This is a genomic window from Tolypothrix sp. PCC 7601, from assembly GCF_025677855.1.
In the GTDB taxonomy this organism is placed as follows: Bacteria; Cyanobacteriota; Cyanobacteriia; order Cyanobacteriales; family Nostocaceae; genus Aulosira; species Aulosira diplosiphon.
Genome location: NZ_CP064879.1, coordinates 530,495 through 542,651 on the forward strand (window position 1 = coordinate 530,495; position 12,157 = coordinate 542,651).

Below are 12,157 nucleotides of genomic sequence, written 5' to 3' on the forward strand. Positions count from 1 at the left end.
ATTTACCCAAGTGTTTTTTTAATTAATAGGAAATGCTTCTTATTCTACTGTGTCAGTTAATGGTATGGGAAACAATATAGGGGGAATTAATTGCTGTTGTGCGTTGAATTGCAGCTAAAGCTTGATAAACCATCGCTGCTACTTCTGCACGTGTCGCTTCACGAACTGGCACAAGCAGCTTAGGATCTGGGTAATTAGCTACTATCTGCTGTTGAGTAGCTGTTGCTACAGCCTTCCGGGCATATTCAGGGATAGTATCCCGATCTTTATAAGTAACTAAGGTATTGCTATCAGCTGCTGGTAGGGCTAGTCCATTTACTAAAGAGACAATTACCTGTAGCCTTTGGACATTTTGATCGGGGCGGAAAGTGCGATCGCTAAATCCACTCACAAAACCACCGCTAGCGGCAATTTCTATGGCTTTAGCAGCCCAAAAATTCTTGGGTACGTCAGTAAAATCGATGGCTGCGCGTTTAGCAGTTGGGTTAAAGGCAGCTGCCACTAAAGCTGCATACTGGGCGCGAGTCATGGGTTTATCTGGCTGATAGGTACCATCGGCAAAACCTGTGGTTAAGCCCATGCTGACTAAGCCGCGAATAAAAGCTTCTGCCCAGTGTCCTTTCAAATCGCTGAAGGAAGGGATATCAACATCAGGGTTGACAATGTAAGGTGAGGCGATCGCTTTTTCTTGCCCAATAGCAACTAATGCCTGATAAATAATTGCAGCTACCTCCGCGCGGGTAATATCCCGCAATGGTTCTAGCTGTTCCGTTTTTGGATAGTTGACTACCAATAACTTTTGGGTAGCCACTGCCACCGCATTAGTAGCATAGCTAGGAATTTGAGCGCGATCGCCATATACAGTCAACACATTTGGGTTCCCCCCACTCCATTTCAATCCATTCACGATAGATACAATTGCCTGAATTTTTGTTAAGTTTTGTCCTGGTCGAAAAGTCCCATCAGGAAATCCACTAATAAAACCCATATTCGCCGCCCGCGAAATGGCTGATGCTGCCCAAAAATCTGGTTTGACATCCGTAAAATTACTGGCTTTACTACTGCTGGGTGGTGGAAAAGTCTTGGCAATTATAGCAGCATACTGGGCACGAGTGATCGGTGAATTGGGTTTAAATGAACCGTCGGGGAAGCCACTAATCAGGCCTTTACCTACTAAAGCTTCTACATAAGCGGCTGCCCAATGCCCACCTAGATCATAAAAGCTAGTGCCTAGTGATACTTGGGAAGGAGTTTCTATCGATGAAGAGAGAAAATCAACTGCACCTTTAACTTTGCTGGGATTTAATTGATTACCAACAGAAATTAGTTGCCCAGATGTGACATTTTGTAAATCGAATACTTGATTATCACGAAAAACATTACCAGCAGAGTCTTGATTACTCCCTAAATCGGGAAATGCATTGCCATTCACCAACAAACCGCCTTGGGAATTATTGGTAATTACATTTTGACGTAACACCGGTTTAGCATCGCGAGAAAGTGCGATCGCAGTCTGATTTTCTGTTAATTTATTATTTGCCACTAAAGGCGCAGCCGCATCACTAATTGCTATGCCGATAGAATTCTTTTGCAAAACATTCCGCAAAACTTCGCCCTTGCTATTACGTGCCATTGTCAACCCACTGGCAGCATTTTGCAAAAATACATTATCTAAAATTGCGGGTTTCGCTGTGCCTGTGGTAAATATGCCTTCCCTTGCACAATTAATAAAAGTATTATTAGCAACAGTGGGAGCAGTTGACTCAATCCAGACACCAGTCCCTTTAGGCGTGTTATTTGTCACAGTTACACCCCGAAGGCTGGCATCATTTAGCAGTAGCAGCGTCACGTTTTGCGCCCCAAAACTCGGACTCTGATAAGTACCATTCCCAATAATCACAATGCCAGCGCCTTTACTGGCTTCGTTACCCACCACAATCACCCCCGCAGGGATAATCAGGGGAAACACCTCACCGCTAGCGGCGCTGTATGTCCCAGAACCCAGTTGAATAATAGTAGATTGTGTAGAGGCTTTTAAGGCACGGGTGAGGCTTTTAAAGGGACTCAACCGTGAACCAGCGTTAGCATCATTCCCCTGTACGGAATTGACATAGATTGTGGTCACGAGGCTAGAGTTCACCATTAGTTGTTACTAGTCAATTGTTTAATTTTTGACGGCTTTAAATAATAACTCTAGTTATAATCACTCTGGGAACATTAAGTACATCTAAGCGAAAAATATATCCGAGTAAGCAGATTATACTGGCGCTATATCGTACCTACATCTTTAAATTTAATTAAAGGCACAGTAATTGTACATCTGCATGGGGCATAGGGCATGGGGCATAGGGCATAGGGCATGGGTAATTGGTAATTGGGCATAGGGCATTGGTAATTGGTAATAGGTGTTTGTTATTTTTCCCCCCTACTCCCCTGCTTTTTCCCAGTCCCCAGTCCCCAATCCCTACTGGTAACGATACATCAGCCGCAGTTCGCCCACTTCAGTTGTAAAACCCCAACGTTGATAAAAGGGCATCATCTCTGGTAAGCAGTAAAGCGCTATTTGCTCAACTTCTCGCAATTGGGGATGATTGATGGCTGCATCCATCAACTTAGCGCCAAGTCCTAGTTTTCTATAGGTAGGTTTGATAATTACATCGTAAATAGTTGCCCGATAGACAAAATCTGTCAGAATGCGGGTAAAACCAATCAATTCTTGGCTATCAGTAACAAAGGCAATAATAATATTTGATGCCACCAACATTTTGGCTACATCTTGATATTTACGATTTTTACTCCAAAATTCGTTTTTGTATAAATCTGCTAACTCTAAAATTTGATTTTCAGTCAGATGGTCAACAATTTGGTAGTGCATGATTTAGTCGTGAGCAATTTGATTAAGAGGTTATTTATAAAGTAAAACTAAAATTGCTGTAGGCTAAAATAGCGCTTACTTAAGTAAAAGTTACTGCCCAGATACCCGACTTTTTGAAAAAGTCGGGTATCTAAATCTCGCAAAGGAATTTTAAAAAATAATATAAAATTGCCAAATTATCAATAAATAAATTGAGCCAAACTATAAAAATCAAATTTTCTCAGCATTTCTAAAAAAGTGAATACTGCCGGCACATGGAGAGCCTTTGATAAAATGGCAACGCCAATAATTCTTTCTAAAGGTACAGGTAAACTGTATACTTGCACCTTTGGAGGAATCGGAACTGCTGCTAGCCGGGGCATAATAGCTGCTCTCAGCCCTTGGTTAACCATACTCACAACAGTAGTGTGAAGAGAGGAATTGTGCAGGGATGGGGTGCATTGATGAGCGAAGTAGAGGTAAAAATAAGCTCCGAGCGAATAGACGATATTCCATTAATAGTGGAATGGCTCAAGCGGATAGAAATAGCCAAGTATAATACCAAATCAAATAATGTTTGTGACACATCAATATATTCTAGAGCGCACGGCGTGCCCACTTGTGTCAACTTAATGTGAAACCCTCTTGGTTGCAAGGTTTTTGCCCTCACCCCCAACCCCTCTCCCACCAGGAGAGGGGAGCAAGAGATTTAATTCCCCTTCTCCTGCGGGAGAAGGGGTTAGGGGATGAGGGCGAGGGTTTTTGTACAACGCCCGCCCTATATAGCTTTAAGCTTAAGTTGACACCAATGCGGCGTGCCTTGCCCCTACAATCTGTCGCATTCTTTTTTCAAATTAGTATTACATTAAGTTTTTATGTCTATCCTCAGTAAAACTCAACTTTAATGAGAAAATTTGGACTTATCGTCTCAACAAATTCACTGAAGATATGGACGATCGCAAAAAAGCTCTCCAGTCTCTTGCTAATGCCCGTTGGCGAGTATCGCTGCTGCTGAGTGGAGCCATGATGGTGATTTATTTTGGCTTTATTCTGCTAATTGCCTTCAATAAACCATTATTAGGTTCATTAATCTTGCCAGGACTTAGTCTTGGCATTTTGCTAGGGGCATTAGTAATTGTCTGTGCATGGATATTGATTTTTCTTTATGTGCGCTGGGCAAATACTAAATACGATGATCGCATCGCTAATCTCACACGTAAATAAGCGCCAATAACTTGTTCTCTATCAAAAATTCAAATTTGTAATCAAATATGGGCATCAATAGTTTGTGGTACAACTTCCCACTAGCTGTAGATAATCTTACCAATTTGGGGCATTTTAACCCGTTGGCGATCGCGTTTTTTATATTGTTTGTAGCCACTTCCCTCGGTATTACCTATTGGGCGGCCAAGTTGACTAAAAGCACCGTCCACTTCTACACAGCCGGAGGTAATATCAGCGGTTTCCAAAATGGGCTGGCTTTAGCTGGTGACTTTATGAGTGCAGCTAGCTTTTTAGGAATTGCTGGGTTAGTTGCCCTCAATGGTTTTGACGGTTTAATTTATTCCATCGGCTTTTTAGTAGGCTGGCCGATTGTCATGTTCCTCATAGCCGAACCCCTAAGAAATCTCGGTAAATATACTTTCGCTGATGTCGTCGCTTATCGCTTACAGCAAAAACCTGTACGGATTGCGGCAGCAATTGGTACCTTAGCAGTCATCAGTTTTTATTTAATTGCCCAGATGGTAGGTGCAGGGGAACTAATTAAACTACTATTTGGCTTTGAATATGAATTAGCCGTAGTCATCGTTGGTGGCGTAATGATGGCTTATGTCATATTTGGGGGGATGATTGCTACTACCTGGGTACAAATTATTAAAGCTGTTTTATTGTTAGGCGGAACGATATTGCTAGCGATTTTGGTACTAGCAAAATTTGGTTTTAATCCCCTCAATCTCTTCGCCGCCGCCGCTGATAAGTACTCTGGTGTATTAGCCCCAGGTAAGCAAGTTTCCGATCCTTGGGATGCGATTTCTTTGGGGATGTCGTTAATGTTTGGAACTGCGGGATTACCCCATATTCTCATGCGGTTCTATACAGTACCCGATGCTAAAGCAGCGCGGGTTTCTGTGACTTACGCCACGGCTTTTATTGGCTTTTTCTATCTCCTCACCTTTATTCTCGGCTTTGGGGCAATGGTACTAGTAGGTCAAGATGCCATCAAGCAAATTGGTACTGGTGGTAACATGGCTGCACCGATGTTAGCGGAATTTTTAGGAGGGGATGCCTTCTTAGGCTTTATTGCGGCTGTTTCCTTCGCCACAATTTTAGCAGTAGTTGCAGGTTTAACACTTTCTGGGGCAGCTGCATTGTCCCATGATTTGTGGGTGAATGTGGTGCGCGGTGGTCATGCCAACGAATCAGAACAGCTCAAAGTCGCTCGTGGAGCCACAATGCTGTTAGGTGCATTAGCCATATTGCTAGGTATTTTGTTCAAAGGACAAAACGTAGCTTACATGGTAGGTTTAGCATTTGCGATCGCAGCTAGTGCCAACTTCCCCGCTTTACTATTATCAATGCTGTGGCGACGCTTCACTACTAACGGAGCTGTAGCCAGTATGTTAGTAGGAACCCTCTCTTCTTTAGTGCTGATTTATTTCTCTCCCACTATCCAAGTCACAATCCTCAAGCACGCGACAGCACCTTTCCCGTTAAAAAATCCTGGCTTGGTGACTATTCCCCTGGCATTTATTGTGGGGATTGTCGTCTCCCTACTATATAGCGAACAAGAAGCACAAGAAAGATTCGCAGAAGTAGAAAAGCGCATCGACCTTGGTTCCCAAAGTTGAAACTCTTTGCCGAGAAAATCCGGGATTATTTGTGAAGGGATGGGAAAACTCTCATCCCTTCAGAATGTTTGTCAATTAGGAAGAAAAATCAGCCTCTCAGTTTCAATTTCGTAATTTTTTTTAGCAGAAGATTGTTTGGGATTGTTTAAGAAACTACAAATTTACATATAGATAAAATACAATGCATATCATAGATTTATTCGATGATGATGAAATATCACACCATTGATGAACTGCTGAGTAATAATCAGTCTTGGGTTGCAGAAAAACTAGCTGGAGACGCAAATTACTTTAATAAGCTGTCAAATGGGCAAAAACCTCCTTTTCTGTACTTAGGTTGTTCTGACAGTCGTTTGCCCCTGACTAACTTTACCCGCACAGAACCGGGAGAGTTATTTGTCCATCGCAATATTGCTAATCAAGTTTCGCTCACAGATTTAAACTTCCTAGCGGTTTTAGAGTATGCAATTTGTCATCTTCAGGTGGAACACATCATTGTTTGTGGACACTACGATTGCGGTGGAATTAAAGCAGCGCTGGAGGGAAGAACCACCGGCATTATTGATAACTGGGTAAATCCTATTCGGGAACTTTACCTGCAAAATCAAGAAGAGATAGACGCTTTACCTACCAGAGAAGCACGCCTGAATTTTTTAGCAGAAATCAACGTGCTAGCGCAGGTAAAAAATCTCTACCACACTCCCATCTTGCGGAAAGCACTCCATGACGAAAACGCCCCAAAAATTCATGGTTGGGTACTAGACATCAAAACAGGGTTAATCAAAGACTTGCATGTCTCAACCTTACAATGGCAATTAACTTCATCTTCCTTGTTATCCAAAATGCCTTTAGTTACTATGTCTGAGATACATCCCACAGATGGGGTTGCGGGTTGTTGTTGCGAACAAGCCAGTGAGTTAGGTTTATCTACAGTTGAAAATTAGGCCAGAGAAGGAAGAATAACTAGCTGAGAAAAATACTGATAGTTAACACCAAAAAGATAGATACTTCAACTAGATATTGTGAGTTCTAGGGTAAAAATGCTGCCTTTTCCCACCTGACTTTCAACTGTTAGATGCGCTTGATGTTTTTGGGCGATCGCCACAGCAATCGCTAGCCCCAACCCTGTACCGCCAGTTTTACGAGAGCGATCGCTATCTACACGGTAAAAGCGCTCAAAAATTCGCTTTTGTTGAGTAGGCTCAATCCCAATTCCTGTATCTTTCACCGCAATCACCGCAGTGCGCTCGTTCTTTACTAAGCTGACAGTCACATAGCCGCCACTGGGCGTGTAGTGGATGGCATTGGCAATCAAGTTTGACACTAAGCGGTAAAGTTGTGATTCGTTACCTAAAGTGTAAACTTCGCTACTGGGAATTTGGCAAGTTAAGTGAATATCACAAGCAGTAGCCAGCTCTAAAAATTCCTCAGTCAAATCTGTCACTAAATCATTTAAGCAACAGGGCTGAAAGGGTTTTGGTGATGAGTTCTGCTCTAGACTAGTCAACAAAAGTAAATCTGCTATCAAATGGCTCAACCGTCGCCCCTGGCGCTCAACAGTCTGGAGCATGATTTGCATATCTTGCTGATTTGATTGTGGGATGCGGAGGACAGCTTCCACAGTTGCTAACAGACTAGCAAGAGGCGATCGCAGTTCGTGGGCAGCATTAGCGGTAAACTGTTGCTGTTGCTGATAGGACTGGTAAATCGGTTGCATTGCTAATCCAGAAAGCCACCAACTAGATATAGCTACAAAAATCAGGGTAATAGGCAATCCAATTGCCATAATCCATTGAATTCGCCTATTTTCGGCGTACAAAGGCTCTAAATTCCGTCCAAGTTGCAAATAGCCCCAGGATGAACGGTCATTAGCACCATGCAATATCGTTGTGAATTGGAGATAACGAATGCCATTAGGCGTGTGAAAAGTTTGCCATGTAGCACGATTGAGAGTTTGAGGCAGAGATGATGGTTGGTTGGGTGAAAAAGCCAGAAATTTACCTTTTTGATTAAATAGCCGAATATAGTACGTCGTGCGATCGCTGATGCCAATAGTATGCCGTTGAATTAGGGCAGGGGTAGCTTTGCAGGGTTGTCCACTCAAACATAAATCTGGAAAAATTTGTTGCAGCACAGCAGTTGGTTCTGCCGCAGCAGGCAGCAGTGGTTCTACACTATCGTGGAGGGTGCCTGCGATTGACTCAATTTCGCGCTCCATTGCTGCCCAGTTTGCTTCCACCATTGCGCGATACATCCCAAAGCCAGAAACACTTAAAATCAAGGCCATGACTGCGGCATACCAGAGGGCTAACCGTAGACGACTGCGCCGAAACAGTGAGTAGCTATTCATGGCTGAGAATTAAGTTGGGAGTTAAAACGATAGCCTGCGCCAGGAACGGTTTCAATCGGGCAGGGGCAGTCATGAGTTGCTAACTTCCGACGTAGTAGACGCATTTGAGCTGCAACCACATTGCTAATTGGCTCCTCGTCCATGTCCCAAAGTTGTTGACGCAATTTACTTCCGGGAATGATGCGATTGGGGTTCTGCATCAAATACATCAGCAGCTGGAATTCTTTGGTGGTTAAGGGAATGGAGAGAGGGGCGGATTGGTCTAAATTTACTTGTAGCAGATTGTTTGCTACATCCAGAGTAAAGCCTGCGACAGTCAAGGTAGGGGGTTGTAATTGAGGTGATCGCCTCTGTAGCGCCCGCAACCGCGCTAGCAATTCTTCCATGACAAACGGTTTGACTAAATAGTCATCGGCTCCCGCATCTAGCCCTGCCACACGGTTTTCTGCCTGCCCCAACGCAGTCAGCATCAGTACTGGTAAAGGATTTTTGTGCAATCTGAGCTTTTGGCATAACTCCAACCCCGACATTCCCGGAAGCAGCCAATCGACGATAGCGACGGTGTAATCTGTCCATTGGTTTTCCAGGCACAGCCAAGCCTGAGAGCCATCTGGTACCCAATCCACGATATATCTCTCACTAATTAAGACTTGTTTGATTGCCTGTCCCAAATCCACTTCATCTTCCACTAGTAAAATTCGCATCGCTCCAAGCAAATCAACCATGAGCTTGATCTTACCGAAACATCTGCAATTTCACCTGGATTTCATCTGCCCTCAATTTTTAGCAGGTTGCAAGGAGTGTAGCACTTCTCGATAACAGACAAACCAAAAATAAAGCGCGACATTCAGCCCACTCAACAATTTAGGAATACCTTCTAATAAGCTAGGAGTTCCATCACCCTCTAAATGCAAGGAATCTACTGTAATAGCAATAAATAATAAGACTAAACTAGCGATCAGGATAGTATAAGGTGTTGATTTGATTTGCCGTCTAAAAGCTAACCCATACAAGCTAGCAATAATCGTGTAGCAGACAATAGTTACTAGCTTGGGAATGCCAAATTGCAGAAAAATTATATGTAGTCGATAAATTCCATTAACTAAATAACCTGTTGTTAAAATTGCAGAGTAAAGAAAAAATTGATTATATCTATTATTAGGTTTAATAGTTTTTAGTAAAGTAAAACTAAAAGCACAAACTATAGGTGGTATAGAACATAGTATTTGGAATCCATGTGTAAACAATCCTGCACCTGGATATAATGGGGTAGGAGGTGGTAAGAACAAGCCTCCAACTGATACATCAAATATTTTATTATAAATAATAAAGACAATAATTAATAATAAACATAAACTATTAAACCAAAAAATATTTTTATAAATTAGCATATAGTTAAAAATTATTTACCTAATTTTAATTTAGAGAAATTTATTTTTTGATAATTAAATTAAAAACATTCTTGAAAATTGTCATTTCTCCTCATGATTGCTCTTTGAGAAGAAATTCCCACTGTTCACGCAGTGGGATAACACAATCTATTTCGATTTAATTGTGAAATTAACACGCTGTATATGAAATCTGGATGAAATGCGGGAGAGGATGTTTAGAAATTTGTGGAGTTCTTCTCACCATCCGCCGTCTTGGGCATGGGGCACGGGGAAGAAATCCAATGCCCTATGACCGCAAAATCCCTCCCATTTGAGAGCTTAACTTTCTGATTGCTGGCTCCTATACCTGGAGTGGTGGCTATCATCTGAGTAGGGGTGAGAATGACGCATTAATCTGTGTTGATGAGGATGGGTATGTGGTTCGGATTCTAGTATCCCCTGGTGATGATCGTGCTGATGATGTTCATCGTGGATATGTAAGTGTTCGTGCCAAATATTTTCATGGATATGTTCATTTTCATCCACTGGGGGTTTCAGGGTAAGTTGTACTACAATTAACAGTACTAAACCCACAAAGCTGCCATAGAGGAATTCACCTTCTGGAAATTTGCCTCCTAGCCACCCAGCCAGAGGATAAGAAATTGCCCACCACAAGTGACTCCAAGCAAAATGTGCGCCGTATACACGTCCTTGGGCATCACGATTAATGCGCTCGGCAATCAAAGTTTGGGTGGGTAAATTCACACAATTTTGTCCAAAACCAGCCAGTAGCCACAAAATCATCAATACACTTAAAGAAGCATAATTAGCAGGTAGTAAGGACAAAGTTATCAAAACCGCACCGAACAACACAAAGCTTTTTCTATTAATATGTTGACTGATGGCACCAAAAGCTACAGCGGAAAGCGTTGCACCGATACCAAAAGCAGCCATTACCCAGCCGTACTGCACATTTCCTAATTTGAGAGTTCCCTGGACATAGCCAACGGTATTCACCAAAATCTCTGCTCCAGCAATGGATGCAACCAACTGCATGAAAAGTGCGTATCGAATAGGTGCATCACTAAAAAGGCGGCTTGTACCGTCTTTAATGTCTTGCCAGGTTCTACCACTTGTTGTTGATGATTGTTGATTTGGTGCTACTCTTAAATGACCAGGTAGGGTAAAAATCAATACTGCCGCCACAAGAAAAGTTACAGCATCCACAAAGAAAACTTGTCTGGCACCGATGAAAGCAGCAGCACTGCCAGCTATACCAGGGCCAAGTACACCCAGTAATTGATAAGTAGCACTAGAAAGAGCGATCGCAGCTGCATAATCATTCTTACCAGTTACTAGTGGAATTGTGGCTTGGTAAGTTGGCGTAAAGAAGGCATTGAAGACATTAAGCGTAAATATCAGGGCATACACTTGCCAAACTTGTGTGACAAAAGGCAATAGGCTAACAATTACCATGCGTACACAATGCGTTCCCACGAGTATTGATTTGCGGTCAACACGGTCAGCCAAAGCCCCTGCCAAGGGAGATAGTAAAACAAATGCAGTAATTCGCAACGTCAACGCCAAGGCAAGTACAACTGCGCTACTATCTCCAGCTAACTCAAAAGCCAGCAGCGCCAAACCTACCCAAGTCAGCGCATCCCCTAACAAATTAATGGTTTGAGCTGCGTAAAGCCTTGCAAAAACAGGGTTTCTCAAACTGGCAAAGAAATGAAACCTCGTAATCATCATCTGTTGGTGTTTATTAAAGCTAATTTATCCCTGTTTGTCAGAGGGATAAGTTTTAAAAGGTTGTTATAAACTACTTTCAAGCATAACCCATAGGGGGGCATATAATGATTACCCATCTGGGAATGCCTGAGCGCTCTCTAGCACCCAATCCAAGATATAAAGCTTACTAATCAGGACTGGTTTGACCAGTAAAAGCCCCATCCCTCCAGGGAAATCAACCATGAGCTTGATATTATCCGAAATATATTCAATTTCACCTGGATTTCATCTGCCCTTTGGCAGACTAGGAAGAACTTTTGTGTAACCAAATATCATTGTGAGGAGCGAGCATGAAATCCCTTGGGCTAATAAGTTCTATTCTGGCAGCGAGTCTAACCATCTGTGCGCCTACAGTTGTGTTTGCTCACGCTGGACATGGTGATGAATTTCAGGCAACAGGTGGTATTAATCGCGTGAAAGTCAATGCTCAAACAGATCAACTGTTAGGTATTGTGGTCACGCCAATCGCCTCCTCTGCCAAATCTGGATCTGCTGTCATGATTCCGGTGACAGCGCTGGTTGATGCCAACGGGAAACAGATAGTCTTTGTGCAATATGAAAATTTTTATGAGCCAGTGGAAATTACAACTGGCACAACTAAGGGTGAACTGATTGAAGTCACCAAAGGATTATCAGTTGGGGAAAAGCTTGTTACTCAGGGTAGTTTGTCACTCTATGCCGAATCTCGCAAAACCCAAACTGCCGATACAACCCCTAGTCCAGCCGCGATCGCCACTCCCCAAACCGACGCGGAACATGCTAAAGCACACACTGAAGGTACGGCTCACAGCCATGACACCCCACAAGCCAGTGGAGTATCAAAGGGTGTTTTAGCCTCCGTCGGTGGTGGAGCAGTCTTAGTAGCAGGCGCGATCGCTGTTATAGTTAGCAATCGCAAAAAGAAAAGTGACTTTTCTGATAAGAAGGGAGACATTTAATTGAA

11 protein-coding genes are annotated in these 12,157 nt (G+C 42.8%); 4 read left to right on the forward strand and 7 right to left on the reverse strand.

Annotation, left to right across the window (positions count from 1 at the left end; genetic code table 11):
• Nucleotides 1–52: 52 nt before the first annotated feature.
• The 3 genes from HG267_RS02005 to HG267_RS02015 form a co-directional block, all read right to left on the reverse strand.
• Nucleotides 53–2,143 carry an S-layer homology domain-containing protein gene (locus HG267_RS02005; protein WP_045869844.1) on the reverse strand — a complete coding sequence of 697 codons (2,091 nt, stop codon included), beginning with the start codon at nucleotides 2,141–2,143 and terminating at the stop codon, nucleotides 53–55.
• A 321-nt stretch (nucleotides 2,144–2,464) separates the two neighbouring features.
• A complete protein-coding gene (locus tag HG267_RS02010) occupies nucleotides 2,465–2,875 on the reverse strand; it encodes a GNAT family N-acetyltransferase (RefSeq protein ID WP_045869845.1) in 411 nt (136 codons plus the stop codon).
• 179 nt (nucleotides 2,876–3,054) lie between these two features.
• The gene (locus HG267_RS02015) at nucleotides 3,055–3,267 is read right to left on the reverse strand and encodes a hypothetical protein (RefSeq protein WP_045869846.1); all 213 of its coding nucleotides are present in this window, start codon (nucleotides 3,265–3,267) and stop codon (nucleotides 3,055–3,057) included.
• 535 nt (nucleotides 3,268–3,802) lie between these two features.
• Here HG267_RS02015 and HG267_RS02020 point away from each other — a divergent pair.
• From HG267_RS02020 to HG267_RS02030, 3 genes are all read left to right on the forward strand, one after another.
• Nucleotides 3,803–4,078, forward strand: a complete 276-nt coding sequence (locus tag HG267_RS02020) for a DUF485 domain-containing protein (protein ID WP_045870937.1) — start codon at nucleotides 3,803–3,805, stop codon at nucleotides 4,076–4,078.
• A gap of 47 nt (nucleotides 4,079–4,125) precedes the next feature.
• Nucleotides 4,126–5,703, forward strand: a complete 1,578-nt coding sequence (locus HG267_RS02025; protein ID WP_045870936.1) for a sodium:solute symporter family transporter — start codon at nucleotides 4,126–4,128, stop codon at nucleotides 5,701–5,703.
• Nucleotides 5,704–5,906: 203 nt separating this feature from the next.
• Entirely contained in the window at nucleotides 5,907–6,647 is a 741-nt protein-coding gene (locus HG267_RS02030) for a carbonic anhydrase (protein ID WP_228045473.1), read from the forward strand.
• Between the two features lie 65 nt (nucleotides 6,648–6,712).
• Here HG267_RS02030 and rppB read toward each other — a convergent pair whose 3' ends face one another.
• From rppB to HG267_RS02050, 4 genes are all read right to left on the reverse strand, one after another.
• Complete coding sequence (gene rppB / locus HG267_RS02035; RefSeq protein ID WP_045870935.1) at nucleotides 6,713–8,053, reverse strand: two-component system sensor histidine kinase RppB; 1,341 nt, start codon at nucleotides 8,051–8,053, stop codon at nucleotides 6,713–6,715.
• On the reverse strand, nucleotides 8,050–8,757 hold the full coding sequence (gene rppA / locus HG267_RS02040) for a two-component system response regulator RppA (protein WP_045870992.1): 708 nt from the start codon (nucleotides 8,755–8,757) through the stop codon (nucleotides 8,050–8,052). Before rppA ends, rppB begins: the two co-directional genes overlap by 4 nt.
• A 72-nt stretch (nucleotides 8,758–8,829) precedes the next feature.
• Nucleotides 8,830–9,444: a hypothetical protein gene (locus HG267_RS02045; protein ID WP_045870934.1), complete on the reverse strand. Its 615-nt coding sequence runs from the start codon at nucleotides 9,442–9,444 to the stop codon at nucleotides 8,830–8,832.
• 318 nt (nucleotides 9,445–9,762) lie between these two features.
• Nucleotides 9,763–11,175 carry an MFS transporter gene (locus HG267_RS02050; RefSeq protein WP_255325228.1) on the reverse strand — a complete coding sequence of 471 codons (1,413 nt, stop codon included), beginning with the start codon at nucleotides 11,173–11,175 and terminating at the stop codon, nucleotides 9,763–9,765.
• Between the two features lie 329 nt (nucleotides 11,176–11,504).
• On the opposite strand from HG267_RS02050, the gene HG267_RS02055 reads away from it, so the two are divergent.
• Nucleotides 11,505–12,152 carry a cobalt transporter gene (locus HG267_RS02055; RefSeq protein ID WP_045870932.1) on the forward strand — a complete coding sequence of 216 codons (648 nt, stop codon included), beginning with the start codon at nucleotides 11,505–11,507 and terminating at the stop codon, nucleotides 12,150–12,152.
• Nucleotides 12,153–12,157: the final 5 nt, after the last annotated feature.

Bases quoted from the DNA above. Each gene is read 5' to 3' on its own strand.
- HG267_RS02055 (WP_045870932.1), top strand. From the start codon at position 11,505: ATGAAATCCCTTGGGCTAATAAGTTCTATTCTGGCAGCGAGTCTAACC.
- HG267_RS02005 (WP_045869844.1), bottom strand. From the start codon at position 2,143: ATGGTGAACTCTAGCCTCGTGACCACAATCTATGTCAATTCCGTACAG.
- HG267_RS02045 (WP_045870934.1), bottom strand. From the start codon at position 9,444: ATGCTAATTTATAAAAATATTTTTTGGTTTAATAGTTTATGTTTATTA.
- HG267_RS02020 (WP_045870937.1), top strand. From the start codon at position 3,803: ATGGACGATCGCAAAAAAGCTCTCCAGTCTCTTGCTAATGCCCGTTGG.
- HG267_RS02015 (WP_045869846.1), bottom strand. From the start codon at position 3,267: ATGGTTAACCAAGGGCTGAGAGCAGCTATTATGCCCCGGCTAGCAGCA.
- HG267_RS02010 (WP_045869845.1), bottom strand. From the start codon at position 2,875: ATGCACTACCAAATTGTTGACCATCTGACTGAAAATCAAATTTTAGAG.
- HG267_RS02030 (WP_228045473.1), top strand. From the start codon at position 5,907: ATGATGATGAAATATCACACCATTGATGAACTGCTGAGTAATAATCAG.
- HG267_RS02050 (WP_255325228.1), bottom strand. From the start codon at position 11,175: ATGATGATTACGAGGTTTCATTTCTTTGCCAGTTTGAGAAACCCTGTT.
- rppB (WP_045870935.1), bottom strand. From the start codon at position 8,053: ATGAATAGCTACTCACTGTTTCGGCGCAGTCGTCTACGGTTAGCCCTC.
- HG267_RS02025 (WP_045870936.1), top strand. From the start codon at position 4,126: ATGGGCATCAATAGTTTGTGGTACAACTTCCCACTAGCTGTAGATAAT.
- rppA (WP_045870992.1), bottom strand. From the start codon at position 8,757: ATGCGAATTTTACTAGTGGAAGATGAAGTGGATTTGGGACAGGCAATC.